The sequence below is a fragment of the Neorhizobium galegae bv. orientalis str. HAMBI 540 genome (assembly GCF_000731315.1).
In the GTDB taxonomy this organism is placed as follows: Bacteria; Pseudomonadota; Alphaproteobacteria; order Rhizobiales; family Rhizobiaceae; genus Neorhizobium; species Neorhizobium galegae.
This window is the reverse complement of sequence record NZ_HG938353.1, coordinates 2,163,328-2,188,315: the sequence shown is the minus strand read 5'-3', so window position 1 is coordinate 2,188,315 and position 24,988 is coordinate 2,163,328. Positions and strand designations below refer to the sequence as shown.

The following is a 24,988-nucleotide window of genomic DNA, read 5'->3' as shown; positions in this document are numbered from 1 at the left end:
GTCACGGGGTCACAGTTGATTTGGCGGCGCTGGTTACCGGCTTCATGGAGGCGACGCGGCGTTCCCGCCAGATGATGTAGAGGCCGGAGCCGATAATGATCGAAATGCCGAGCCATTTGATCGGATCGGGGAAGTCGCCAAAGACCAGCCAGCCGAACAGCGTCGCCGAAACGATCTCGAAATATTGCAGCGGCGCGATCACGGATGCCGGTGCGGCGCGATAGGCATAGACGGCCAGGATGCCCGACAGGGCCGCGAAGGCGCCGACGCCCGCGAGCCACAGCAAGGTCGTCCAGTCCGGCATGGAGGGCGCCAGGAAGGCGATTCCGGTCCGGTCGCCGACAAAGAGCAATATGGCTGAGATCGGAATTCCCCAGAGCGCCATCTGGAACTGCATCGACCAGGGATCTTCACGATGCGCCAGCGCCCGGGTCAGGATCGCGAAGATCGCCACGCAGAAGGCGGTGACGATCGGAAGCAGCGCCACGAAGCCGATCTCCTGGAAGCTCGGGCGGATGACGATCATGGCGCCGACGAAGCCGGCAGCGCACGCTGTATAACGCCGCCAGCCGATGGTCTCCTTGAGGAAGATGCTGGAAAGCACCGTCAGGATGATCGGCTCGACGAAGAAGATGGCGATCGCATCGGCCACTTCCATGACTGCCAGGGTCGCCACGAAGCAGACCATGGAGACCGTGATGAGGGTGGCGCGGATCGCATGGAAGACGCTGAGCCGCCAGGAGAATGTCCGCCAGTATCCATTCCAGAGCACGATCGGCAGCATGCAGAGCGCCTGGAAAACGAAGCGCGCGGCAGTGATGAACGTGGGCGACGCGGTATCGGTCGCAAGCTTCGAAAAGATGTCGATGAACGGGGCGATCAGCATCGCGACGATCATCAGGCCGAGGCCGTTGACGATCCGGTTCGGGGCTGATGCGGCAAGGCTTGCGGACGACGAACTCATCGATTTCCTATAGCCGGGACCGGTCCCGGAAGCACTTGATTAAATGTCATGAACTCATTCCGTTTGATATGCGGGGCCGTTTGATATGCAGGGCCGTTTTATATGGACTGTCGATTCAGATCGCCTGCGCCGGGACGGGCAGGGCAGCCCGGGCCCAGGCGGCGAACTCGGCGGTGGCGCGGGCGCGCACCGTATCGTTCAGCGTTTCGTGTCGGGTGCCCGGCCAGATCTTGGTCGTGACGTTCGAAAAGCCGTTGCGCTTGAAATGCTCCGAGAGCCACAGGATTTCACGGCCGCCATTGGTTGCCGGATCCTCGGCGCCGCCGATCAGGTGGATCGGCAGGGTTTTCGCGAGCCGATTGATGAGTGTCGGGGCGCGAAACGTGAGTTCGAAGAGATTGAGCCACAGCGAGACGCTGGCATCGAAACCGCACAGCGGGTCGGCGATATAGGCGTCGACGATATCCGGGTCGTGGCTCAGCCAATCGAATTCCGTACGGTGGCCGGGAATAGACTTGCCCCAGGCGCCGAACGTGAGTTTCGGCAGAAGCCCGCTCGGCACATCGGAGCCTTTGAGGGCTTTTTCGATGCGCAGGATTATTTGCGCAGCGCGTCCAGCCGGGCCGGGATGGAAGTTGGAATTCCAGACCGCGACGGCATTAAAGCTGTCGGGATGGTCTACAGCGGCATTGAGCGCGATCAGGCCGCCCATGGAATGGCCAAAGAGCAGGACCGGCAGGCCGGGATGGGCGCCCGCCGCCATGTCGCGCATGGCTTTGACGTCTTCGAGCACCAGGCTGACGCCGTCGTGCCGGGCGAAACGGCCGATCGGCGCATCCGGCGCCGTCGTCTCGCCGTGGCCACGATGATCGAAGGCATAGACATGGAAGCCCTGGCCGGCCATCGCTTCGGCGAAAGCCCTGTAGCGCTTGGAATGCTCGGCAAGCCCGTGCGAGATCAGCAGGATGGCATGCGCCGGTTCGGCCGGCGGCTGGTAATGATAGGCAAGGTTTGCGCCTGTCGGGCTCTTAAACCGCCTCGTTTCGTCGAACATCCTCGCTCCCTCGACCGTTCGCGCATTGCTCCCGGCCACCAATTCGCCTACATAGCGGCAAACCGAAATTCCCCCCGGAGCACTTTTATCCATGGCACGTCAGTTCATCTATCACATGTCGGGACTCAACAAGTCCTACGGCGCCAAGAAAATCCTTGAGAACGTCAATCTGTCTTTCTACCCCGATGCCAAGATCGGTATCCTCGGTCCGAACGGCGCCGGTAAGTCGACCGTGCTGCGCATCATCGCCGGGCAGGACAAGGAATATACCGGCGAAGCCTGGCTCGCAGAAGGCGCGACCGTCGGTTATCTCGAACAGGAGCCGCATCTCGATGCGTCCAAGACCGTTTTCGAGAATGTCATGGAAGGCGTCGCCAAGAAGACGGCCGTCCTCGACCGCTACAACGAACTGATGATGAACTATTCCGACGAGACTGCGGACGAGGGCGCCAAGCTTCAGGACGTCATCGACAGCCAGAACCTTTGGGACCTGGAAAGCCAGGTCGAGATGGCGATGGAGGCACTACGCTGCCCGCCGCGCGATTCGGAAGTCACCAGCCTGTCGGGTGGTGAACGCCGCCGCGTCGCGCTGTGCCGTCTTCTCCTGTCGCAGCCGGACCTGCTGCTGCTCGACGAACCGACCAACCATCTGGACGCCGAGACCATCGCCTGGCTCGAAAAACACCTGCGCGACTATCCGGGCGCCGTGATGATGATCACCCACGATCGCTACTTCCTCGACAACGTCACCGGCTGGATCCTCGAGCTCGACCGCGGCCGCGGCATTCCGTACGAAGGCAATTACTCGGCCTACCTGCTTGCCAAGGCCAAGCGCATGCAGCAGGAAAACCGGGAAGAGGCAGGCCGCCAGAAGGCGATCAGCCGCGAACAGGAATGGATCGCTTCCAGCCCGAAGGCGCGTCAGGCAAAATCTAAGGCCCGTATCAAGTCCTACGAACAGCTGGTGGAGGCCGCCGACAAGCAGCGTCCCGGCGACGCGCAGATCATCATCCCGGTCAGCGAGCGTCTCGGCCAGGTGGTCATCGAGATGGAAGGCATCACCAAGGGCTTCGAGGGCCGCACGCTGATCAACGACCTGTCGATCAAGCTGCCGCCGGGCGGCATCGTCGGCATCATCGGCCCGAACGGCGCCGGCAAGACCACGTTGTTCCGGATGATCACCGGCCAGGAAACGCCGGATGCCGGCACGGTCCGTATCGGTGAGACGGTCCATCTCGGTTATGTCGATCAGAGCCGCGATGCGCTTGCTGCCGACAAGACCGTCTGGGAGGAAATCTCTGGCGGCGCCGAAATCATCAAGCTCGGCAAGTTCGACATGAACTCCCGCGCCTATTGCGGTGCGTTCAACTTCAAGGGCGGCGACCAGCAGCAGAAGGTCGGCAATCTCTCGGGCGGCCAGCGCAACCGCGTTCACCTTGCCAAGATGCTGAAGGCCGGCGGCAACGTTCTGCTCCTCGACGAACCGACCAACGACCTCGATACGGAAACGCTGGGTGCGCTCGAAAGCGCGCTGGAAAACTTTGCCGGCTGCGCGATCATCATCAGCCATGATCGCATGTTCCTTGACCGCCTGGCGACGCATATTCTCGCCTTCGAAGGCGACGGCCATGTGGAGTGGTTCGAAGGCAACTTCGAGGACTATGAGCAGGACAAGGTCCGCCGACTCGGCCCCGACGCCCTCAACCCGGGCAGCCAGGCCCACAAGCGTCTGACGCGTTAAGTTTTTTAGCTTTGCCTAAGGTAAAACCCCGGCTCCGCCGGGGTTTTTGTTTTGTGCGAAGTTAACAAAAGCTAAAATCCGAACCCCCAAAATTATGGGTATTTTTGACGTGGCCCGATAAAGACAATCGCAAAGATTCCCGGCGCATTTTCTCGCCCCAGGGAGACCATGTCCGCCTGGGTCTTGACGCTGTCATGATGACGGCCCGTTTCAGAGGGTTTTATTCATGCTGCGTTTGATCGAACGTTTGCCTTTCCGTACATCGTTGACGCTTCTTGCTTCCGTTCCGCTTCTGGCCGTGATTGGGCTCGGCGCGTTCGCCAGCTGGGAATCCTACAACCAATACCGGGAGCTGAACCGTGCGATCGCTCTTGAGAGCCTGGCGCTTGCCGGTGGCGAGCTGATGAACGCCATCCCGGAAGAAAGCTTTGGTTCTATGGCGCAGCGGCCCCAGGCCCGCGCTAGCGTGGACGCGGCGGAAAAGCGACTTGTAAACCAGTATAAGGTCATCGATGCGCAGGGTTATGGCGAGGCCAGTTTGCGCGAGCTTGTCGCGGCGGTGGATGAACGCTTCCTGCGGATGCCGGAATATCGTGCCAAGATCGATAGCGGGGACACAAACCAGCTTCTGTCTGCGCAATACGTGACGCCGGTTTCGGAAAAGACGCTGGATATCATCGGCCGCGTCGGCGGCCTGACCGAAGACCGCGCGCTGGCGCGCTATGTCGACGGCTTCCATGCCCTTGTCCAGCTTAGCAACGGCTACGTCATCGTCAACCGGATGGGGCAGCAGTACACCAAAAACGGTGCATTGACCGTCGAAGAAGCCGCCCGTTTCATGCAGGGGCGGCAGCAGGTCCGGCTTTATGAAAAGCCGATGCGCGCTTTCCTGTCCTCCAAGTTGATCGCGCAGTACGACGCTTATTTCCAGACGCCCGACGGTCAGCTGATCACCAATACGATGAAGGCGCTCGACAGCCTGAAGCCCTATACGCCGGCCGCCGACGACTATAGCGCCTGGGCACGGGCCATGGAGAACCGTCGCACCTTCACTTCCGGCATCATCGCCCAGGCTGCGAGCGAGTTGAAAGCGTTGGGCGATCAGAAATCTTCCGACGCTGCGTCCAGCCTGCAGGTACTTTTTGGCTCACTCTCGATCTTCATCCTGGCTGTCATCGCGCTCAGCGTGATCATTGCCCGCAGCCTGTCCGGCTCGATCCGCAAGATCGGCGACCGGATGGCAAGTCTTGCGTCCGGCAATACCGAAGAGGCGATCCCTTATTCGGATCGCAGGGACGAAATCGGCGCCATGGCCCGCTCGGTCGAGGTTTTCCGTGAAGCCGCGATCCGCAATCTTCAATTGGAAGCCGAGGCAGAAGCCACCCGTCGTCGCTCGGAAGCCGAGCGTCTCGAAATGCAGCGCCAGAGCGAGGCAGATGCCGAGGCGAAGCTGACGCAGGCGACCGGCGCGCTTGCCGCCAATCTTCGTCGTCTTGCTGCCGGCGACATGCTCTGCGAAGTGAACGAAGCTTTGGCACCGCAGTTTGAAGGCCTGCGCCACGACTTCAATACCTCGGTCCGCCAGCTGCGCGACGCGCTGCTCAGCGTCGGCAATTCGGTTTCCACCGTCACCAGTGGTTCGCGGGAAATTTCCGACGCATCCGACAACCTGTCGAAGCGCACCGAGCAGCAGGCTGCTTCGCTGGAAGAAACAGCCGCAGCACTCGAGGAGATCACCGCCAATGTGGTCGCCACCTCGAAGCGCACCGGCGAAGCCCGCGACGTCGTCCGCGATGCCCGGACACGAGCCGATCAATCGGGCCAGGTCGTCCGCAACGCAGTATCTGCCATGGAACGGATCGAGAAATCGTCGCAGCAGATCGGCCAGATCATCGGCGTCATCGATGAGATCGCTTTCCAGACCAACCTTCTCGCCCTTAACGCGGGCGTCGAGGCAGCGCGAGCCGGCGAGGCCGGCAAGGGCTTTGCGGTCGTCGCACAAGAAGTCCGCGAACTCGCCCAGCGCTCGGCGAACGCCGCCAAGGAAATCAAGTCGCTGATCTCCAACTCGGCGGTTGCCGTCGGCGAGGGCGTCAAGCTCGTCAGCGAGACCGGCGAGGGGCTCAGCGTCATCGAACAGCTCGTCCAGACCGTCAACAGTCATATGGATGCGATCGCGATCGCAGCGCAGGAACAGTCGGTCGGCCTTGCGCAGGTCAATACCGCCGTCAATCACATGGACCAGTCGACCCAGCAGAATGCCGCCATGGTCGAAGAGATGAACGCCGCCGGCGCAGGCCTTGCCCAGGAAAGCGGCAAGCTCAGCGATCTGCTGTCGCACTTCCAGCTCGGCGGCAGCCCCTCGGGCCAGCTTCGCGAGACGGCAAGCCGTATGCGCGCACCGGCGGCTCCGGTCTCACGCCCGGTTGCCGCTGCCCCCACCCGGCCGGCGCCGGCCCGCGCTCCGGTTTCCCGCGGAAATACGGCTCTCGCACAATCGACCGACGAATGGGAAGAATTCTGATCCCACGCCACGAACAGAACTTGAGAGGGCGGCTTCGGCCGCCTTCTGCGTTTCAGGCGACCTCGTCGGATCCATCAGTTGCCGCTTGCATAGAACGGCAAAACGATATAAACATATCTTTATATCTTGATTGCGTAAGGATGCGGCTGAATGGGATTGGCGCTCGACACCCTGGTGGACGTACTGAAAACGGCGGGCGAACCGACGCGCTTCCGCCTGCTTGCGCTTCTCGCTGCCGGGGATCTGACCGTCACAGATCTTACCGAAATCCTGGGCCAATCGCAGCCGCGCATTTCGCGGCATCTGAAGCTGCTTGCCGAAGAAGCACTGATCGATCGCTATCAGGAAGGCGCCTGGGCCTATTTCCGGCTGAAGCAGGAAGGCAAGGCGGCAACGCTGGTCAGGACGCTGCTGGCGGCCGCTTCCGAGGAGGATCCGGTCCTGCTGAGAGACAGCGAGCGGCTGACGATGGTCAAGCGCCTGCATGCCGAACGCGCTCAGGCCTATTTCAGCCGCAACGCATCCGAATGGGACGAGCTTCGCCGCCTGCATATCAGCGACGCGGCCGTCGAGTCGGCGCTGCTGAAACTGATCGGCACGACGCCGGTCGATGCGCTTCTCGATCTCGGCACCGGCACCGGCTGGATCCTGCAGCTTCTGTCCAACATCTACCGTCGCGCCGTTGGCATCGACGCGAGCCGTGACATGCTCTCGGTCGCCCGCTCCAATCTCGACAAGGCTGGGATCGTCAAGGCGTCGGTGCGGCATGGCGACATTCTCAACCTGCCGCTCGAAGGCCAGGATTTCGACCTGATCACCGTTCATCAGGTGCTGCACTTCCTCGACCAGCCGGAACTGGCGATCGCCGAGGCAGCTCGCGTGCTGCGTCCGGGCGGCCGCCTGCTGATCGTCGATCTCGCACCGCATACGCTCGAATACCTGCGCAACGACCATGCCCATGTGCGTCTCGGCTTTTCCCATCAGGTGATGGCGGAATGGCTCGAGAAGGTGGGCCTCGAAGTCGAGCAGGCAATCGATCTGGGTTCGGGCAAGGAAGGCGGGCTTACGGCCACCGTCTGGCTCGCCCGCGACCGCCGCCTGCTGATTGCTGCCCATCACGCCTCCGCCCAATCGCAAACCGTTCTTTAAGGGAGCTGAACCAATGACCGCCGATAGCGAAACTTTCAGCGTTTCCTTCGAATTCTTTCCGCCGAAGTCGGACGAGATGGAGGGCCAGCTTTGGGATACGGTCGATGAACTGGCGCTCTGGGATCCGAGGTTTGTTTCGGTCACCTATGGTGCGGGCGGTTCGACCAAGGCGCCAACGATCAATACGGTGCGCCGACTGGTCGGAGAGACCTCGCTTGTGACCGCCGCACATCTGACCTGCGTCGACGCCACGCACGAAGAAACCCATTCGGTCGTCAGCGAGTATCGCGCCGCCGGCATTCGCCATATCGTTGCCCTGCGCGGCGATCCGGCGAGCGGTGTCGGCACCGAATATCGTCCCCATCCGCAGGGTTATGCCAATGCGGCGGACCTGGTGCGCGGATTGACCGAGCTCGGCGGCTTCGACATTTCCGTCTCCGCCTATCCCGAAAAACATCCGGAAAGCGCCGATCTTGGCGCCGACATCGAAATGCTGAAGCGCAAGGCGGATGCAGGCGCTGCCCGGGCACTGACCCAGTTCTTCTTCGACAACGACGTTTTTGAACGTTACCTCGAAAAGGTCCGTGCCGCCGGTATCCCGATCCCGATCGTGCCGGGCATCATGCCGATCCAGAACCTGACCCAGCTCAAGCGTTTCGCCGGCCGCTGCGGTTCCTCGGTTCCGTCCTTCCTGGATGCTCGTTTCGAAGGGCTGGACGACAAGCCCGAGGATCGCGCCAAGGTGGCCGCCGATATCGCCGCCGAACAGATCGAAGACCTGATCCGCCGCGGACTTGGCGACTTCCACATCTACACGATGAACCGGGCACCGCTCGTATCCGCCGTCCTGCAGCGGCTCGGCCGCCGGCAGATCCGCACGCCGCGTATCGCCGCTGCCTGAGCGCATTGAAAAAAACGCATGCTCCTACGAAAGGAGCATGCGTTTTCACCGGAAGTGCTGATTATCAAACGGTCGTGGATGCGATATTTTGAACTGGTAGTGGAACTGGTGGCGCTCAAATGAAGAGCATGGATGCCACAAACACAAACGCTGCACCGACTACCAAGACATTGAGAGAGTATGTACGTCCCATGTCTGCCTCCTTGCGTTGACGGGCAGACTTTATGTCGGTTTTGTGCCGGTTGGGAAGCGTCTTTCGATGCTGCAGCGCCGTGCGCCTGTTCACCTTGCGCCGACAATAAATACGCAAGTAATTGGTTTTTATCGATAAATCATCCGTTAATCTTAATTTCCGCAAAGTTAAAAAGCCGTGTACGGCTGTTAACTTCTGACATATTCCGTGATGGTTTCGCCCCGTTACGGCGCTCTCGATGCCACATTGCTGCGCCTGCGAAGAAGCCTTCCATCGAGCAGGACGAGGCCGAAGCCGATCAGCAGCATGCCGATCAGGTCGGTCGCCTCCAACCTTTCATCTAGGAAAAGCGCGCCGAGGAGGATAGCGCTCGGAGGCACGACGAGCGTGACCAGAGACGCATTCGTGGCACCCGCCAGTGCAAGAATCCGGAAATAGAGAAGATAGGCGAAGGCGGTCGACAGGAGCGCCAGGGCGAGGATCGCAAGAACGGCGTGTGTCGACGGGGCGGGCAGTGCCCAGGGCTGGTCGGCGAAGAGCGACACGGGCAGCATGATCAGGCTGGAGGCCGTAAGCTGTCCGGTGGCGGTGACAGGTGCCGGCAGGCCGCGGAAACGTTTGCCGTAGGTGCCGGCCACGCCGTAGGAGATTGCCGCAAGGATAGGCAGGATCAGCGCCCAGAACGGTACGGAGGCGGCTGCCGCGACGCCGGGACCGATGAGCACGGCCGTACCGGCAAGCCCCGTCAGGCAGCCGGCGATTTTTGCGGGTGTCAGCTTTTCGTCGGTGGTCCAGCGATTGGCGATCAGAACCGTCCAGATCGGCGTGCTGGCGTTGAGGATCGAGGCAAGCCCGGCGCCGATCTCGGTCTGGCCGAAGAAGATCAGCGTGTGGGGCAGGGCGTTGTTGATGAAGCCCATCACCAGAAACCAGCGCCAATGGGTGCGAAGCGTCGCATAGAGCCCGAAGCGACCGTGCAGGTAGATATGGAGCGCCAGCGCCGCCAGAAACAGGCGCAGGAAAACGAGCGTGAAGGGCGGAACTTCCAAGACCGCTACGCGCGCGAAGAAGAAGGACCCGCCCCAGATCAGCCCGAGCAGCAGTATCAGCGCCCATGCCACGGCGCCGGGTTTCGAAATGGCGGCGGTTGTCATGCGAAATCTCCTCGCGGTCAAGGCGAAGGGATATCCCGATGATCCACGAGTCGCCACCCGATTTCGCCGGGCGGCGATTGAATTTCAGAGCGCGGAGAGCAGGCCCTGGGTCGGCCAGCCGTCGGCCGGCAGGCCGAGGCGTGCCTGTTCTTTCTGGACGGCCTGGCGCGTACCCGATCCGAGGATGCCGTCGACCTTGCCGATATCGTGGCCGAGCGCTTCGAGCTTGGTCTGCAGCGCCTTCATGCCGGTATCGTCGAGACCCTGGTCCGGCGTGCCCTTCTGATAGGTCGGAGCGCCGGAAAGCCGGGTTGCGAAATAGGCGGCCGAAGTCGTGTAGATGAACGACTGGTTCCATTCCAGATAGATGTTGAAGTTCGGATAGGTGAGGAAGGTCGGTCCCTTGCGGCCCTGCGGCAGGATGAGGGCTGCGGGCAGGTTGCCGAAATTGGTTACGCCATCGCGCGGGACGACGCCCAGCTTGAACCATTCGCTCGCCGGGATTTCGTTGCCAAGGCCGGACTTGTCCCAAGGCAGGTTCTCGGGCAGCGTCACTTCCTGCATCCAGGGCTGGCCGGGTTTGAAGCCCATGCTCTGGATGAACTTGGCGGCTGTCAGGATGGCGTCCGGAGAACTGGTCTTGACGTTGACATGGCCATCGCCGTCACCGTCGACGCCGTGCGCGACGATATCCTTGGGAAGCATCTGCACCTGGCCGATCTCGCCGGCCCATGCACCCGTGTTGGTGGAAGGATTGAGGTCGCCGTGCTGGACCATCTCGATCAGGGCGATCAATTGTGGGCGAAAAAGTTCCGGGCGGCGGCAGTCATGCGAAAGCGTCACCAGGGCGTTGCGGGTGTTGAAGTCGCCCTGGACGGCGCCGAAATCGGTCTCCATGGCCCAGAAGGCGGTAATCACGCCTGGCGGCACGCCCAATTCCTTTTCGGCGCGGGCAAAGACGTCCGCATACTGCTTGATCTTCTGGCGGCCGATATCGAGGCGGGCCTGGCTGACGGTGCGCTGCGAGAACTCGAGGAAGGTCTGGCGGAAGACGCCCTGGGCCCGGTCGCGGGACAAGACCTTCTGGTCGATCTGCGCGCCGGCGAGTGCTTCATCCGCAGCACTTGCCGATGCGCCCTTGGAAATGGCTTCTGCCTTGACGCCGTTCAGGAAGGCACCGAGATCGCCGCCGCAGGCGGGAGCCGAGGTCTGGGCGAGAGCGGTGGAGGCGAGGCAGCTGGTGATGACGGAGGCGAGGGCGAGGCGGCGGGCAAAGCGAGCGGACATTCGGCGTTCCTAGAATCTGAGTAAGCGCCGCCTGATCTCGGAAAATTTTGTGACCGAAACATGGGCGGCAGCTCTGGTGGCGCAGTTTTTATCGCAACTGCTCACACATTGCCAGACACCTATTCGCCCTGCGAACGGAGTTACTTGTCCACCGCCGCAATCCAGTTATGCCAATTCTTGGACGTGCCCGCAAAAACGTTGATATCCATCTCGCCCTTGATGCCCGGAACGATGCCTGTCGAAGTATACTGCCAGAAAGCCCAGCGGCGATCCGGGTAGATCTTGGTGGGATGCTGCGCCACGGCGCGGAGCCAGAAATGGTAGTTGCTGAAGGCGCCGACCAGATTGTCCCGGTGGAAATCCACCGACGTATAGATGATCGGGCGCTTGCCGTAATAGGCCTCGAGACGGTCCATGAAGCGCTGCATCGACGCACGCACTGTTTCGGGATCGGGACGCGTCTTGCAGGTCGGCGAAGCCTGGTTCCATTCCATGTCGAGGACCGGCGGCAGCTTTACCGCATCCTTAGGCACGTTGTTGATGAACCAATCGGCCTGTTCGTCGGCCGTCGAGCAGAAATAATAGAAATGGTAGGGGGCGTAAGGAATGCCGGCCGACGCGGCACCTCGCCAGTTCAGCTCGAAGGTCGGATCGATGCGATCCCTGCCTTCGGTCGCCTTGATGAAGACGAAGGCTATCCCGGATTTTTTGACGGCGGGCCAGTCGATATCGGTGCCGTTCCACTTGGAGACGTCGATGCCATGGATTTCGTGCAGGCCCGGGTGGTTCTTGCCGAAATCCTGCGGGTCATTGTCCTTGAACCGCATCTTCTTGACCGATGACGTTTCCATCAGGTCATAGCTTGAGGATGTGCATCCCGTGATAAGGAACGCGGTCGCAAGGAGGGCCAGAAGGAGCCGAGGCATGAACATCCCGTGTGGTGTCGATGTGGAAGCCTCTTGCCCCGTTCGACGCGAAACAGGGAGGCGTGAACTCCATATTCACCATAACGTCGTAAAAAATCAGTTAGGGCAAGAGGAATTCCAGCTTCAAACGTCAGGAAGCGCCGGGATTCAGCGCCGGCGGCGGATGACGGCGTGCCACGCGTAGCCCCCGCCGATCTCCTCGAAGATCATATCGGCGTCAGCGTCGGCAAGCTTGCTTTCGAGCACCTCGTGCAGGTTCGGCCGCGGCGTGACGTGGAAACGCATGAGCCACGCCTTCAAAAACCGCCCGAACCAGCCCGGCAACCGTTCCTGCTGGCCGAAGTCGACGATGTGCAGCGAACCATGCGGCGACAGTGCCGCAAGCGAGGCTTCGACCGCCTTTTCCCAGTCGGGAATCATCGACAACGCGTAGGAGATCAGGATGCGGTCGAAGCCGGTCGTGCCGAATTCTTCCGCTTTGAAACTGGTGGCATCGGCGACCCGAAATTCCGGGGTGACCGGCTTGCCGCGGAAGTTGGCCTGGGCGCTTTCCAGCATCTCGGCGGAGATATCGAGGCCATAGAGCTTTGCAGCCGGGTAGTGCCGATGAGCGAGGGCGAGGTTACGGCCTGTGCCGCAGCCGACTTCGAGCAGCGAGGCATTCGGCGGAACATTCAATCCCGCGATCGCCCGGTCGCGGCCGAAGAGGTAATATTTGCGCGTGATATCGTAGATATGACGCTGATACCGGTACATCCGGTCCATGCGCTCGGCGTGGCCATTGGACAGGGGGCTGTTCGCCATATCCGTCGCCATCAGGCTTTTTTCACATAGATGTGGAAACCGCCATAGATCGCCGAGCGATCCTCGAGGTTGAGCTCGCTGGAGCGCTCTTCCAGATAGGACCACTGATCAAGCAGCGCCGGCGAGAGGCGACCGTCGAGCACGCTCTTTTCGGCGGCGGTGCGGAAGATCACGCGGGCGCCGGGGGCGGCCGTGCGGGTGATTTCCGACCAGACGTCGTTGAGCTGCTCGTCGTTCATCCAATCCTGCGCATCGAGCAGGACGTAACGATCGACCGAACCCGCGGCCTTCTGGGCCAGAAGCTCGGTGAAGCTGGCATGATGGACCGTGACGCGCTCGGCATTGTCGCGGATGGCGCGGTAGTTCTCGGCCTTCAGGTAGGTTGGCAGCGTGCCTTCCTCGGGCTTCGGATAACGGCGGGCGAAGGCCTGCCAGGCGAAATAGTTGTCGCGTAGCGGAAAGTGGCAGGCGAGCTTTTCGAGGCGCTGACGCAGGACCGGTGCGATCGAGCCGTCGGAGGCGAGGCTCGCCAGCTCGTCATATTGCTGCGGCGGAATGCCGAGACCGAACAGCGAGCTCTTGCGGCTGGTGATCCAGCGGATCAGCGGCCTGTCGAACAGCGGAGCGATGCGAGCGTCGAAGAACTGGCGCTGTTCGCGCAACGATTTGGCTTCTGCCATTTGGGTGAGGTCGATGCCATGCAGGCGGGCGATCAGGTGGCCGGCGCCGATGAAACGGCCGAGCAGGCCGGTCTTGTAGATATTGCGGTCGAACACCTCGATCCGGCGGCGGCCGGCGATCGAGCGCTTGTCCCAATAGGCGCGGGTTGCCGCATCGAGGTTCGGGGCGATGAAGGCGTCGTAGCTCTTGCTGTTGGTGCGGATGCCGTCCATGCCGAAATGGCGAACGACATCGCCGTGGCCAGGCAGATGGCGGAAGGCGGCGAGCTTCAGGCGGTTCAGCGCGACGTGATGGGGGTTCAAATCGACGACGTCGATCTTCTTCGGTGAGCGGGACAGGTAGGCGAGCATGTTGCAGCCGCCGGAGCCGATGGTGACGATCGAATGCTGGTCGGAAAGCTCCATGGCGATCATGTCGACTTCCGGGTCTTCCCAGATCTGCGGATAGACGAGACCGGAGAACAGCAGGCCGAAAAGCCTTTCTGAAAAACCCTGCCGAGACAGAGCTTTATGCTGCAAAAGTGCATCCTTGAGCTTCTGGTTTTTCCGAAAACCGGCTTCCTGTGCAATATCCGCCATGGTCGAGTCCCGCCTTGTTCAGAGTTTCAGGGCGTGTAAACCCGTCATGCTACAGATTGATGACGAGGCCTGTGTCCAGTCCCGCAATAGGCCCGGGCGTTGCCGATCGCCTCTTCCTTGGATCCGAGAATCCTGATTGCATGCGGCCGTCCAATGGGAGGCAGGCATGCGGTTCTTGATCCGGTCTTTGAAAATCCTCGTCGGCCTTATCTTCGTTGGCCTGATCGGGCTCGGGATCTGGCTCTATACGTCGCCTCCGGAACTGCTGAGGGTCGGCAGCGGCTATTCGGCCAAGATGGTCTGCTCGAACGTCTTCCTTGCCGGACGCGACAGCGATGAGGTTCTGGCGGTCGATGTCCAGGCTCCCGGCCATCCGCTTCTGAGATTGATGCGGGTTTCCGTCGATCGAACGGAAAAGCGGGTTCATGCGGCACTGCTTGGCATTTTCGCCGGCAATGACGCGGTCTATCGCGAAGGGCTCGGCTGCACCGTCACGCCTGACGGCGCAGCCGCGGCAGCCGCCACCGTTCCGGTGCCTGCCGTTACGTCAGCCGATCCGTCCGCGCTTTGGCCGGAAGGCGGAAAAGTGGAACCTGATCCGTCGGTTGCGCGGCTCCTCTCAGATGCGAATCTTGTCGGACCTGGCATGCGGGCGGTGGTGGTGGTCAAAGGGGGACGGGTCGTCGCCGAGACCTATTCGAGCGGTTTTTCGAAGGATACGCCGCTGCTCGGCTGGTCGATGACCAAGACCGTGAACGCCGCGATCCTCGGCACGCTGATCCGCGACGGGAAGCTCTCGCTGGATGACAAGGGACTGTTTCCCCAATGGCAGGGCAACCAGCGCGGCGATATCCGGATTGCGGACCTCGCAGCCATGGAAAGCGGGCTTGCCTTCAACGAGGATTATGGTGCGGTCGCGGATGTGACGCGTATGCTCTATCTCGAGCCGGACATGGCAAGTTTTGCCGCGGACCAGCCGCTCGAGGCCGATCCAGGTTCGCGGTTCAGCTATTCCTCCGGCACCGCCGTGCTGCTCTCAAGAATCTGGATGGAAAAGGTCGGCGACGGGACCTCGGCGCTCGCCTATCCCCGCACCGCCCTGTTTGGTCCGCTCGGGATGACAAGCGCCGTGATGGAGGCGGATGCGGCCGGCACTCTCGTCGGCAGTTCCTATATGTATGCGACGGCGCGGGACTGGGCCAGGATGGGGCTGCTGCTTGCGCGAGACGGCGTCTGGAACGGCAGCCGGATCCTACCGAACGGTTTTGTCGCGCTGATGTACCAGGCCAACGCCACGTCGAACGGCCGTTATTCGAAGATGCAGACCTGGCTGCGGGGCAAGAACAATCCGGACATGCCGGCGGATGCCTTTTTTATCCAAGGGCACGATGGGCAGACCATCACGGTCATCCCGTCGCTCGATCTGGTGGTGGTAAGACTTGGGCTGACGCCGAGCTGGAACCGCTACGACCCGACACGGCTTGTCGCCGAGGTCGTGAAAACAACAACGGCGCCCTGAGGCGCCGCGAGCGTTCTGGCTAAGCACTTTTCAGGCCCGGCTTACTTTTCCAGGACGTCCAGCATATCCTTGCGCTTGGCGTCATAATAATAGCCGCGCGCATAGAGCTTGATGGCGTTGTCGTTCTTGTTTTCGGCGACAAGCCAGGCGCCGCGCAGATACTTGATCGCGTATTTGAGGTTGGTCTCGGCATCGAGCAGGCCGGCCGGCGGGCCTTCGTAACCCATCGACTTGGCGGTCGAATACTTGATCTGCATGAGGCCCCAATAGCCGTTCTTGTGATAGGCCTTGGGATCGTATTTGCTTTCCCGATGCACGACGCGGTGCACCAGCGATTCCGGCACGCCGTACATGCCGGCATAACGCTTGATGAGCTTGCTCAATTCCGGCGGCGCATCGGACGCCGTGGTCGGCATAGGCTCGCCCGGAGCCGGCGGGAATTCCATGGCGGACAATGCTGCGATCGCTCTCGGCTGCGCTGCATAGGCAAGCGTCGCAGTGTCCGGGCGAGGGATCGGGACGACGGTCTGGAGTGCGACCATATCAGGCGTAAGTTCGGGTTCGTCGAGCGCGATTGCCGAGGCTGCGGCCGGCTGGATCCGGCCTTCGGTGACGGCAGGCGCGATCGGCGGCGACACGAGGCGGCTGCCCTTTGGCATCGCAAGGTTCGCCGGCTGGGCGGACGCGAGGATAGTCGAGGTTGTGCTGGCAGCGGGCGGCGGCATCATCGCCGGTCCCGGCGCCGGCGCAAAAGCGACGAGCGGGGCCATGGTGGGCGATGCCATCGCGGCCGACTGAACGGACATCGCATCGGCGGCGGCAGGCATCGGAACGGGAAGTCTTGCGGTCTTGGCGAGTGCCGCGGTCGGCTGGGTGCCGGCTACCTGGACGGTCGAGGCAAGCTGGACCCCCGGAAGGATCGTCTGGCCTGCAACCTGAACCGGCCCGTAGACCGGCAGGTCGGCTTTATGGGTGGTCGTCTGGCCATCCGCGGAAGCTGTCTGAACAGGTCCGGTCGCCTGGCCGTTGATCGGAGCAACCGACTGCGTCGCTGCAAGCTTCTGCTCGCGTTCGACGCTCGAACATCCTGTGAGAGCCGAAGAAACGGCGCACGCCACAACCGTCCCGCGGCCGAGGAATCGGATTATCGCCATTGGGTCGCTTTCATGAAAAAATGGTTACCCCAGTCCGCCCAAACGCCACCAAAAGAGCATTTCCATTAACCTATTGGGCGGCGTCCGGCAAGACGGCGAGCCTCACGCGGCGATCCGGCGATAGCCGGCGGTGACCGCACGCCGTGAAATGAAGCGCGTCTGGGGTTTACGCGAGGCGGCGTTGAGGTTGGCGGGGCGCCGTCTGCGACTGAGCACGCGGCGCGGAAAAAGCACGTGAATTCCGGCTCCAAGTGCTGCGCAAACAAGGAAGGTCGCCTGCATTTCGAGAAGCTGGGGAAGGAGCGACCGGTCGGGATCGACGAACTGGGCGAGCACGGCTGCAAGGACGACGGCATAACGCGCCTGGAAGGCGGATTTGCCGAACAGGCATCCAAAGATTCGCGCCGCCCGACACTCGGGAAGATTGTCATTGTCTGCGATGGGGCCGGAGATTCGCGGATCCTGGTAGGACCAGAGCACGTAGAGCATCAGGTAGCCCAGCCCCGCCCAGGAGATTACGTCGACGAGCTTCGGCAGATAGACGGCGACCAGGGCCATGGGGATCATCGCCACGATCAGGGCTGCCGACATTCCGACGGCAAGCCCCGGAACCGTTGCGATCGCCGTGCGGCGACCGCGCTGGAGCGAGAAGCTGGCGGTAAGACAAGCAAGAGGGCTTGGAAGGAGGGCGAGAAATATCGCGGTCGCAGCAAAAGCGAGCCAGATGTCAGCCGTCATTCCATTTCCTCCCGGACGCCCGTTGAGCGGCGCCCGCTAATTTTCTTGTCTCAAGCCGTTTCGAAGGGCTGACCGATATGGTTCATCACTTCGCCGAACCATTTTGCCGTCAGATCGAAATGTTTTCCACCCTTGATTCTGGGAAATTCGATCGTGCGCAGTTTCCCACGCTGATCCTCGTCGTGGCCGGTGACGCCGGAAACCTTGTTCAGCGCGCTTTCGACCGCGAGATCGACCATGCCCTGGATAAGGCGCAGGTCGTTGCCGTTGGCCGGCGCCGAGCGGGCGAAATAGCCGGACTTCTGCACCATCGAGCGATCGGCTCCGATCAGCGCCGCGAACTGCTTCTGGAACCAGCCGCCGACATTGATCGTATCGATCTTAACATGGCCGAACGCGTCGCGCTTGATGGATTCGCCTGCGGCTTCCCGCTCGGCGACGATCGCATCGAGGCCGGCACCTTCCGAAACGAACAAGGTCACGAAACCGCGCTTGTCCATGACGTCCTTGAGACGCGCGACCTCCTTGTCAAGGTCGAAGGCCATCTCCGGCAGGTAGACACCGTCGATGTTCTTCATCGCGCTGTTCATCATGAAGCCCTCGACATATTCATTGCCCCTGGTCTTCTGAATATAGGCCCGTGCGGTCGCGGCGGTAAGCCAGCCGCAGTGACGTCCCATCACTTCGTGAATCACAAATGTGCGAGGAGCGGCACTCTGCTCGTTGGAAACGTTGTCGAAGAAATATGCGCCGACTTCGGCAGCCGTCCAGGCGCCGAGCGACTGGCGGATCGGCACGATGTCGTTATCGACGGTCTTCGGCAGGCCGACGACGGTGAGGTCGTAGCCGTTGGCGCCGAGATAGGCGGCAAGGTCGGCGGCCGTCGTGTTGGTGTCGTCGCCGCCGATCGTGTGAAGGATGGTGATTCCATCGGCCGCCAACCGCTCGGCGGCAACGCGAAGCGGGTTTTCACCTTCCTTGACGAGGCCGCGCTTGACGCAGTCTGCGGCATTGGTGAGCTTGACGCGGCTGTTGCCGATCGGCGAGCCGCCGTAGCGGTGCAGCAGATGCGCTTTTTCGCGCATGTCCCCGGTGATTTCGATGCGGTCGCCGAGCAGAACGCCCTGATAACCGGAGCGGTAGGCAACCATCTCGATGTCAGGCGCGACGTCGTTGTAGCGCTCGATCAAGCCGCCGACGGCGGAAGACAGACAGGGCGCGAGGCCCCCTGCGGTCAGCATTGCTACTTTCTGTTTGGCCATCGATCCTCCTTGACGCGCATGCTCGCGTACAGTTCAAAACCGCTGAATGGATGCGACAGAGATACGCCCCTGTAAAGTGAATTTCTCAAGAAAAACCGCAGCTTCGACTTCGTGGCGCAGGAGAGGCTAATATAATCGATTCAACTCTTACGGCACCCAAGCCTCGCCTGTGGAAAAACAGACCTGCAGGCCTCGTCAATTGTCCCGGAGTGCAGGGTCACCTGTCTGTGAGCGCCGGTGATTGTTCGGAAAACATGAACATAGTTTAATCTAAGACGGGCCGTCCGTCGTCTTGCAATCGCGGCTGCAATCTGGTCCACTATTCTGATGATCTGGGATTTTGCTTGCCTTCAGTTTTCTTCTCTATGGGAACGGCTTCTCGGCGCCATGGGCGACGCAGCCGGCAACGCGCTCGGTCGCGTCGTCGAGGCGATCCGCACAATGTTCGAAGGCGATCCGGAAACGCGCCGGCAGGTGTCGTTTTCGGTTGCCATCATCGCGCTGTCGGCCAAGATGGCGAAGGCCGACGGTATCGTTAGCGAGGCCGAGGTCAAGGCCTTTCAGCAGATATTCGATTTTCCCGACGAGGAAGCCCGCAACGTCGCACGCCTCTATAACCTCGCGCGCCAGGACGTTGCAGGTTACGAAGCCTATGCGACCAAGCTCGCGGGCCTGTGCAGCCCCGGTGCCGGCAAGGCTCAAAATTGCCCGATGCTGGAAAACGTCGTAGACGGCCTGTTCCATATCGCCAAGGCAGATGGGCTGGTGCATGAGGCGGAACTTGCTTTCCTGTCCCGCATCGCTGAAATCTTCCGCATCGACGAGGGGCATTTCCGCCGCATCATGGCGCGGCACGTGCATCTCGAGGGCCGGGATCCCTATCTGGTGCTCGGCGTTTCGCCGGAGGACGATTTCGCCAAGATCCGCAAGCAGTACCGGTCTCTTGTCTCCGAGCATCATCCCGACCGGTTGATCGCCCGCGGTGTTCCTGCTTCGCTGCATGCCGCCGCCAATGAGCGCATGGCGGCACTCAACGCCGCATATTCGGCGATCGAGAAAGAGCGCCGCGCCGCATGACGCCGTTCAACGCCGATTATGCCGGCGCGACGGTAAGGCCTTCTCCCAACCATGGCGAACGTGCCGACAGTCGCCGGCCCGACATGATCATCCTGCACTATACGGGCATGCCGAGCGGCGATAAGGCGCTGTCCTGGCTCTGTAACGAAGAGAGCCAGGTCTCCAGCCATTATTTCGTCCACGAGGACGGGTGCGTGGTACAGCTCGTGCCGGAGGATCGCCGTGCCTGGCATGCCGGCAAGAGCGCCTGGGCCGGCGAGACCGACATCAATTCCTGTTCTATCGGTATCGAGATCGCCAATCCGGGCCATCCCGGAGGCCTGCCGGCCTATCCATCCGCGCAAGTCGAAGCAGTCGTCGAATTGTGTCGCGATTGCGGCGAAAGGTGGCAAATCCGGCCGGAAAGGGTGGTCGGACACTCGGATGTCGCCCCGATCCGCAAGGTCGATCCGGGCGAAAATTTCCCCTGGGGAAAGTTGTACCTTGAAGGGATCGGCCATTGGATCGATCCAACGCAAATCAGCGGCGGACGGTTTTTCCAGCTCGGCGAGAGCGGCCAGCCCATCGAAGCACTGCAGTCGATGCTGTCGCTCTATGGCTACGGAATTGAAATCACGGGCACTTTCTGCGAGCGCACGAAGGGTGTTGTCGAAGCCTTCCAGCGCCATTTCCGGCCGCAGCTCATCGATGGAATCGCCGATTTCTCGACGATCGACACTTTGCATCGGCTGCTCAAGTCCTTGCCAAAATTCAATTGACGCCGAGCGCCGCGGCGGTCGTTTGAACCGGCGGAAAACCGCAAAAATCAGCAGTGCCACATCATCTCCTTATTAGCCCGGTCTAAAGGACCCGCTAACGGCAGCCGCCATGTTGGACGGGGGTTGCAGAGATAAACGACCAGGATCGTTCAGACATCGCGCCGTCAATCCGGCGACGCGCTGAGAGGGTGTTTGCGTAACGACACCCACGGTTCCTGTTGGTCCGGAGATACTTCACCTAAATGAATACAATGATTGTTGCTGCCGCGGCGGGCCTTGCCATGCTGGTCGCGGGAACCGAACTCGTGCGTGCTCAAGACGACGACGTCACCACCTATACCAAGCCGCTGATCATTCCATGGGAAACGCGCGAAACCGGTTTTGCCGCGCCCACCGACGAAGCCAAGCGCCTGGTTCGGCAGCTTCATTATTCCCAGCTGATCTCGAAATATGCGGACGAATACGATGTTCCGGAAGAGCTTGCGCTGGCGGTGGTGCAGATCGAGAGCAATTTCCGGCCGACCGTCAAGGGCAGTGCCGGCGAGATCGGGCTGATGCAGATCAAGCCGGCAACGGCGAGGCTGATGGGTTACCGCGGGCCGGATTATGGCCTCTACGATCCCGAGACCAATATCCGCTACGGCATGAAATACCTGGCCGGTGCGCATGAGCTCGGCGGCGGCAAGATTTGCGGCACCATCCTCAAATACAATGCCGGCCATGGCGCCAAGCGCATGAACCCGGTTTCGAAGCGTTATTGCAACCGGGTCCAGGCGGTGATCGAAACTGCGGAGCAGACGGCCGAACAGACCGCGTCGCTTTCGCCTGTGGCATTTTGATTCCGAAAACGGCTAGAAGTGCTTCGAACAGAAGACATTTCGGCCGGTGGAATCGAAAGGCGAGGGTATGACGGAACGGTTCAGATTTATCGTGATCGGGAGGGGCATGATGGGCGCTGCGGCGGCCCGCTACCTCTCGAAATGGACCGACGGTATTGCGTTGGTCGGTCCCGGTGAGCCGGCGGACTACGGGCGCCATGAAGGCGTCTTTGCCAGCCACTACGACGAGGCGCGCATCACCCGGACGATCGATCCCGATCCCGTGTGGGCGCGCCTCGCCAATCGTTCGATCGAACGTTACGGCGAGATCGCCCGTGAAAGTGGCTTGGATTTCTATTCCCAATCGTGCTGCCTGCTGGTCGGCCCGAAGCGCGGCGACGGCCCGTCCTACGTCGCAAACGTCCTCGATGCGGCAGACAAGCTCGGCGTTGCAACCGAGACGCTGTCGGATGCGGACCTTGCTGGCCGATTCGGTTTCTTCTCGTTCCCGAAGGAGAGCGAGGGTGTCTGGGAGCCGAGGAACGCCGGGCACATCAATCCGCGCCGGCTGGTGAAGGCCCAGGCTCTGATCGCCGAGCGTCAGGGTACGGCAATCATTCCGGAAACGGTTTCCTCGGTGCGCCAGGATGGCGATCAGGTCACCGTCACCACCAGCGAGGGCAACAGCTATTTTGCTGAAAAAGTGCTGGTCGCAGCCGGCGGCTTCTCGATCAACGAGAACCTGCTGCCGCGGCGTCTTGACCTCAACGTCTATGCCCGCACCGTCGCCTTCTTCGAGGTAGACGAGGCCGCGATGGATGTCTGGGGCAGGGTGCCTTCGCTGATCTGGAAATGGCGCGAGGGCGAGGATGGCATCTACCTCCTGCCGCCGGTGCGTTACCCCGACGGCAAGATTTATCTGAAGATCGGCGGCGATCCGGACGACCTGCTGCTGCCGACGGAGCCGGACATCCGCGCCTGGTTCCGTTCGGGCGGGCGGGAAAGCACGCGCGCCCGGCTTGCCGAGATCATGACGCGGCTGATGCCGGACCTCGATCTCTCCCGCTCGTCGATGGCCGCCTGCGTCACCTCGTTCACCCCGACCGGATATCCGGCAATCGCGATGACCGATGCCGATCGAATCGGCATCCTCAGCGGCGGCTGCGGGGCGGCGGCCAAGAGCTCCGACGAGATCGGCCGGCTCGGCGCGGAGCTGATCTTCCATGGGCAAATCCGGGACGACACCTATTCGACGGATTTCCGGGCCGATTATCTCTGACGAGATATCTCTCGCCCGATTGTCGCGGGGCTATGGCTTTCGCTCGGCATCTCGGTTATGTGACCGCTGCCAGTTGGCCGGGCAGCCGCGCTTTACCAATGCCGAAAGGCGGTAGGGTGAGGAAAGTCCGGGCTCCACGGAAACACGGTGCCGGATAACGTCCGGCGGGGGCGACCCTAGGGAAAGTGCCACAGAAAGGAAACCGCCCCGCTTGCTGTACCGCTTTCGACAAAGCGGCAGAGCTAGCGGGGTAAGGGTGAAAGGGTGGGGTAAGAGCCCACCGCGCTTCTGGTAACAGCGGCGGCAAGGTAAACCCCACCGGGAGCAAGACCGAATAGGGATGACACGGGCCACGTGAAAACGCGGCTACAGCCTGTTTCCGGGCCAGTCATCCGGGTGGGTTGCGTGAGGCGGCATGCAAATGTCGTCCCAGATGAATGGCTGCCACGTTCCGGTGCTTGCACCGGGGCCATACAGAACCCGGCTTACAGGCCAACTGGCGTTTACCTCCTCTCGCGGGCGCGATTCGGTCTACACCCTTCGGGGAAGACACCCCTGCGGCCGCTTTTTGCGGCGCAGCGTTTATATCAGGAATTTCGAAAGCTCCTTTGTTTGTCGGAGCTTAACGAGGGTCGAAAATCCACTTGCCGGAAACTGCCGAGGCGGTTTCTTCACGTCCTCCGATAACCCTTTGTTAAACTTAACAGCTTATAAATAAATCCTGCTTGGGAGTGGCTAGCGGGGCTTCTCCCATTGACGCCCATATGGTCCCATGGTATCCCAAAATCGCACTGCACAAGGGCGAATGAGCGCCCGCCAATCCCTGAGTTTCGGTCGTCCTACGGCCGGGCGGTTATCCGCCCATCCGGGCGGCGAAGCTGTGTTTGGTGTTGTGTCAACGGGTGGGCGGGCTTCCGTCCTGAACCATAACGGAGCGGATGTTTGGCGTGATGAGCCGCTTCCTGTCAAATGCGACGAACAGGATCGATGCGAAGGGACGGGTCTCCGTTCCGGCGAGTTTTCGTTCGGTCCTTTCGGAGCGCGGGATCCAGGAGCTTTATTGCCTTCAGGATTTCACCTATCCGGCGATCAGCGTCGGCGGGCCGGATCTGCTCGATCGTTACGAGCGGCAGATCGCCTCCGTCGATCCGTTTTCGCCGGAAGCGAACCGGATGTCGCTGCTCGTTCACGGTGGCGGCCTCTTCATGAGGCTCGATGCGGAGGGCCGGCTGATGGTCACGGATTTCATCCGCGACTTCACGGGAATCAGCTCGGACGTTACCTTCGTTGGGCGCTCGGATCATTTTCAACTTTGGCAGCCGCAGGCGTTCCACGAGGCGCAGGCGGCGGCGAGAGAGGGGCGCTTCGGTTCGCGTCCCGCGTAAGACAGGGGAACGGAATGGCGGCGAATCCAGGCGACGGAACAACCGAGCCCGAAGGCGGACCGGTTCGTCACATTCCGGTTCTTCTGAAAGAAGTTCTCGAGGCGCTCGAGCCTCGGGCCGGCAAGATCATTCTCGACGGTACGTTCGGGGCAGGTGGTTATACATCGGCGATCCTTGCGGCGGATGCCGAAGTGATCGCGCTCGATCGCGACCCGAATGCGATTGCCGCCGGCAAGGCGCTGGTCGATGCCCACAAGGGCCGCCTCCATCTCATTCAGTCGCAGTTCTCCCGTCTTGCCGATCATGCGCCGGAAGGCGGGCTTGATGGCGTGGTGTTCGATATCGGCGTCTCCTCCATGCAGATCGACGAGGCCGATCGCGGTTTCTCCTTCCAGCGCAACGGGCCGCTCGATATGCGCATGTCGGCGAGCGGCGTCTCGGCGGCGGATGTCGTCAATCGCGCCAAGGTCGGCGATCTCACCCGTATCTTCGGTTTTCTCGGCGAGGAAAAGCAGTCGGGCCGCATCGCCCGCGCCATCGAGAAGCGTCGTCTAACCGAGCCGTTCACTACCACGCGCGAACTCGCAAACCTCATCGAGACCGTCAACCCGCGCAAGGCCAAGGACAAGATCCATCCGGCGACCCGCGTCTTCCAGGCGCTGCGTGTCTTCGTCAACGATGAACTCGGCGAACTCGCCCAGGCGCTGTTTGCCGCCGAGCGGGCGCTGAAACCCGGCGGCCGGCTGGTCGTCGTCACCTTTCATTCGCTCGAAGACCGGATCGTCAAGCAGTTCTTCGCCGATCGTTCCGGCAAGGCTTCCGGTTCGCGCCACCTGCCGATGGTGGAGGCCAAGCCAGCGATTTTCGAACCCCTCGGCAAGTCGATGATCTCGGCGAGCGACGAGGAGGCGGAATTGAACCCGCGCGCCCGGTCCGCAAAGCTTCGCGCCGGTGTGCGGACGGAAGCCGCGCCTCGGGCGGCCGACATATCCATTTTCGATCTGCCTGATCTCGCCAGCCTTGCAAAGATGGGAGCCTGATA

General features: G+C 61.5%; 21 protein-coding genes and 1 other RNA gene. 12 read left to right on the top strand and 10 right to left on the bottom strand.

The window, feature by feature from the left end:
* Position 1 precedes the first annotated feature (1 nt).
* Complete coding sequence (locus RG540_RS10925) at positions 2-964, bottom strand: DMT family transporter (RefSeq protein WP_038587650.1); 963 nt, start codon at positions 962-964, stop codon at positions 2-4.
* Between the two features lie 115 nt (positions 965-1,079).
* Positions 1,080-2,018, bottom strand: coding sequence for an alpha/beta hydrolase (locus tag RG540_RS10920; RefSeq protein WP_038587647.1), 939 nt, complete (start codon positions 2,016-2,018; stop codon positions 1,080-1,082).
* Between the two features lie 91 nt (positions 2,019-2,109).
* On the opposite strand from RG540_RS10920, the gene ettA reads away from it, so the two are divergent.
* The 4 genes from ettA to metF all read left to right on the top strand — a co-directional run bounded on the left by ettA (position 2,110) and on the right by metF (position 8,333).
* Positions 2,110-3,759 carry an energy-dependent translational throttle protein EttA gene (ettA, locus tag RG540_RS10915; protein ID WP_038587644.1) on the top strand — a complete coding sequence of 550 codons (1,650 nt, stop codon included), beginning with the start codon at positions 2,110-2,112 and terminating at the stop codon, positions 3,757-3,759.
* A gap of 226 nt (positions 3,760-3,985) precedes the next feature.
* On the top strand, positions 3,986-6,283 hold the full coding sequence (locus RG540_RS10910) for a methyl-accepting chemotaxis protein (RefSeq protein ID WP_038587641.1): 2,298 nt from the start codon (positions 3,986-3,988) through the stop codon (positions 6,281-6,283).
* Between the two features lie 150 nt (positions 6,284-6,433).
* A complete protein-coding gene (locus RG540_RS10905) occupies positions 6,434-7,432 on the top strand; it encodes an ArsR/SmtB family transcription factor (protein WP_038587638.1) in 999 nt (332 codons plus the stop codon).
* Positions 7,433-7,445: 13 nt separating this feature from the next.
* Positions 7,446-8,333: a methylenetetrahydrofolate reductase [NAD(P)H] gene (gene metF, locus RG540_RS10900; RefSeq protein ID WP_038587635.1), complete on the top strand. Its 888-nt coding sequence runs from the start codon at positions 7,446-7,448 to the stop codon at positions 8,331-8,333.
* A 417-nt stretch (positions 8,334-8,750) separates the two neighbouring features.
* Here metF and RG540_RS10895 read toward each other — a convergent pair whose 3' ends face one another.
* The 5 genes from RG540_RS10895 to RG540_RS10875 form a co-directional block, all read right to left on the bottom strand.
* Positions 8,751-9,680, bottom strand: coding sequence for a DMT family transporter (locus RG540_RS10895; protein ID WP_038587632.1), 930 nt, complete (start codon positions 9,678-9,680; stop codon positions 8,751-8,753).
* Positions 9,681-9,764: 84 nt separating this feature from the next.
* On the bottom strand, positions 9,765-10,967 hold the full coding sequence (locus RG540_RS10890; protein WP_038587629.1) for a lytic murein transglycosylase: 1,203 nt from the start codon (positions 10,965-10,967) through the stop codon (positions 9,765-9,767).
* A gap of 140 nt (positions 10,968-11,107) precedes the next feature.
* A complete protein-coding gene (locus RG540_RS10885; protein WP_038593533.1) occupies positions 11,108-11,893 on the bottom strand; it encodes a glycoside hydrolase family 25 protein in 786 nt (261 codons plus the stop codon).
* Between the two features lie 147 nt (positions 11,894-12,040).
* Positions 12,041-12,697 carry a class I SAM-dependent methyltransferase gene (locus RG540_RS10880; protein WP_038593530.1) on the bottom strand — a complete coding sequence of 219 codons (657 nt, stop codon included), beginning with the start codon at positions 12,695-12,697 and terminating at the stop codon, positions 12,041-12,043.
* An 11-nt stretch (positions 12,698-12,708) separates the two neighbouring features.
* Positions 12,709-13,956 (bottom strand): DUF3419 family protein, encoded by a 1,248-nt coding sequence (locus tag RG540_RS10875; protein WP_038587627.1) that lies wholly within the window; start codon positions 13,954-13,956, stop codon positions 12,709-12,711.
* A gap of 166 nt (positions 13,957-14,122) precedes the next feature.
* On the opposite strand from RG540_RS10875, the gene RG540_RS10870 reads away from it, so the two are divergent.
* Positions 14,123-15,475, top strand: a complete 1,353-nt coding sequence (locus tag RG540_RS10870) for a serine hydrolase domain-containing protein (protein WP_038593527.1) — start codon at positions 14,123-14,125, stop codon at positions 15,473-15,475.
* 41 nt (positions 15,476-15,516) lie between these two features.
* Here RG540_RS10870 and RG540_RS10865 read toward each other — a convergent pair whose 3' ends face one another.
* The 3 genes from RG540_RS10865 to RG540_RS10855 all read right to left on the bottom strand — a co-directional run bounded on the left by RG540_RS10865 (position 15,517) and on the right by RG540_RS10855 (position 18,629).
* Positions 15,517-16,629, bottom strand: a complete 1,113-nt coding sequence (locus tag RG540_RS10865) for a lytic transglycosylase domain-containing protein (protein ID WP_038587625.1) — start codon at positions 16,627-16,629, stop codon at positions 15,517-15,519.
* A gap of 102 nt (positions 16,630-16,731) precedes the next feature.
* Positions 16,732-17,367 (bottom strand): LysE family translocator, encoded by a 636-nt coding sequence (locus RG540_RS10860; protein WP_038587623.1) that lies wholly within the window; start codon positions 17,365-17,367, stop codon positions 16,732-16,734.
* 50 nt (positions 17,368-17,417) lie between these two features.
* Positions 17,418-18,629: a pyrophosphate--fructose-6-phosphate 1-phosphotransferase gene (locus RG540_RS10855; protein WP_038587621.1), complete on the bottom strand. Its 1,212-nt coding sequence runs from the start codon at positions 18,627-18,629 to the stop codon at positions 17,418-17,420.
* 327 nt (positions 18,630-18,956) lie between these two features.
* Between RG540_RS10855 and RG540_RS10850 the strand changes: the two genes are divergently transcribed.
* The 7 genes from RG540_RS10850 to rsmH all read left to right on the top strand — a co-directional run bounded on the left by RG540_RS10850 (position 18,957) and on the right by rsmH (position 24,986).
* Positions 18,957-19,706 (top strand): J domain-containing protein, encoded by a 750-nt coding sequence (locus RG540_RS10850; RefSeq protein WP_038587618.1) that lies wholly within the window; start codon positions 18,957-18,959, stop codon positions 19,704-19,706.
* Complete coding sequence (locus RG540_RS10845; RefSeq protein WP_038587616.1) at positions 19,703-20,464, top strand: N-acetylmuramoyl-L-alanine amidase; 762 nt, start codon at positions 19,703-19,705, stop codon at positions 20,462-20,464. Before RG540_RS10850 ends, RG540_RS10845 begins: the two co-directional genes overlap by 4 nt.
* 242 nt (positions 20,465-20,706) lie before the next feature.
* Positions 20,707-21,303 carry a lytic transglycosylase domain-containing protein gene (locus tag RG540_RS10840; RefSeq protein ID WP_038587613.1) on the top strand — a complete coding sequence of 199 codons (597 nt, stop codon included), beginning with the start codon at positions 20,707-20,709 and terminating at the stop codon, positions 21,301-21,303.
* Positions 21,304-21,370: 67 nt separating this feature from the next.
* Positions 21,371-22,561, top strand: coding sequence for an NAD(P)/FAD-dependent oxidoreductase (locus RG540_RS10835; protein ID WP_038587610.1), 1,191 nt, complete (start codon positions 21,371-21,373; stop codon positions 22,559-22,561).
* Between the two features lie 69 nt (positions 22,562-22,630).
* Positions 22,631-23,065, top strand: an RNA gene (rnpB, locus tag RG540_RS31205) — RNase P RNA component class A.
* A gap of 446 nt (positions 23,066-23,511) precedes the next feature.
* Entirely contained in the window at positions 23,512-23,946 is a 435-nt protein-coding gene (gene mraZ / locus RG540_RS10830; RefSeq protein ID WP_038549302.1) for a division/cell wall cluster transcriptional repressor MraZ, read from the top strand.
* A gap of 14 nt (positions 23,947-23,960) precedes the next feature.
* Positions 23,961-24,986 carry a 16S rRNA (cytosine(1402)-N(4))-methyltransferase RsmH gene (rsmH, locus tag RG540_RS10825; protein ID WP_038587607.1) on the top strand — a complete coding sequence of 342 codons (1,026 nt, stop codon included), beginning with the start codon at positions 23,961-23,963 and terminating at the stop codon, positions 24,984-24,986.
* Positions 24,987-24,988 lie beyond the last annotated feature (2 nt).

Coding starts and splice junctions, on each gene's coding strand:
- RG540_RS10885 (WP_038593533.1), bottom strand. CDS start 11,893: ATGCCTCGGCTCCTTCTGGCCCTCCTTGCGACCGCGTTCCTTATCACG.
- RG540_RS10850 (WP_038587618.1), top strand. CDS start 18,957: ATGATCTGGGATTTTGCTTGCCTTCAGTTTTCTTCTCTATGGGAACGG.
- rsmH (WP_038587607.1), top strand. CDS start 23,961: ATGGCGGCGAATCCAGGCGACGGAACAACCGAGCCCGAAGGCGGACCG.
- RG540_RS10860 (WP_038587623.1), bottom strand. CDS start 17,367: ATGACGGCTGACATCTGGCTCGCTTTTGCTGCGACCGCGATATTTCTC.
- RG540_RS10925 (WP_038587650.1), bottom strand. CDS start 964: ATGAGTTCGTCGTCCGCAAGCCTTGCCGCATCAGCCCCGAACCGGATC.
- RG540_RS10910 (WP_038587641.1), top strand. CDS start 3,986: ATGCTGCGTTTGATCGAACGTTTGCCTTTCCGTACATCGTTGACGCTT.
- RG540_RS10835 (WP_038587610.1), top strand. CDS start 21,371: ATGACGGAACGGTTCAGATTTATCGTGATCGGGAGGGGCATGATGGGC.
- RG540_RS10840 (WP_038587613.1), top strand. CDS start 20,707: ATGAATACAATGATTGTTGCTGCCGCGGCGGGCCTTGCCATGCTGGTC.
- RG540_RS10875 (WP_038587627.1), bottom strand. CDS start 13,956: ATGGCGGATATTGCACAGGAAGCCGGTTTTCGGAAAAACCAGAAGCTC.
- RG540_RS10880 (WP_038593530.1), bottom strand. CDS start 12,697: ATGGCGAACAGCCCCCTGTCCAATGGCCACGCCGAGCGCATGGACCGG.
- RG540_RS10890 (WP_038587629.1), bottom strand. CDS start 10,967: ATGTCCGCTCGCTTTGCCCGCCGCCTCGCCCTCGCCTCCGTCATCACC.
- mraZ (WP_038549302.1), top strand. CDS start 23,512: ATGAGCCGCTTCCTGTCAAATGCGACGAACAGGATCGATGCGAAGGGA.
- RG540_RS10920 (WP_038587647.1), bottom strand. CDS start 2,018: ATGTTCGACGAAACGAGGCGGTTTAAGAGCCCGACAGGCGCAAACCTT.
- RG540_RS10895 (WP_038587632.1), bottom strand. CDS start 9,680: ATGACAACCGCCGCCATTTCGAAACCCGGCGCCGTGGCATGGGCGCTG.
- RG540_RS10870 (WP_038593527.1), top strand. CDS start 14,123: ATGCGGTTCTTGATCCGGTCTTTGAAAATCCTCGTCGGCCTTATCTTC.
- RG540_RS10855 (WP_038587621.1), bottom strand. CDS start 18,629: ATGGCCAAACAGAAAGTAGCAATGCTGACCGCAGGGGGCCTCGCGCCC.
- RG540_RS10865 (WP_038587625.1), bottom strand. CDS start 16,629: ATGGCGATAATCCGATTCCTCGGCCGCGGGACGGTTGTGGCGTGCGCC.
- metF (WP_038587635.1), top strand. CDS start 7,446: ATGACCGCCGATAGCGAAACTTTCAGCGTTTCCTTCGAATTCTTTCCG.
- RG540_RS10905 (WP_038587638.1), top strand. CDS start 6,434: ATGGGATTGGCGCTCGACACCCTGGTGGACGTACTGAAAACGGCGGGC.
- ettA (WP_038587644.1), top strand. CDS start 2,110: ATGGCACGTCAGTTCATCTATCACATGTCGGGACTCAACAAGTCCTAC.
- RG540_RS10845 (WP_038587616.1), top strand. CDS start 19,703: ATGACGCCGTTCAACGCCGATTATGCCGGCGCGACGGTAAGGCCTTCT.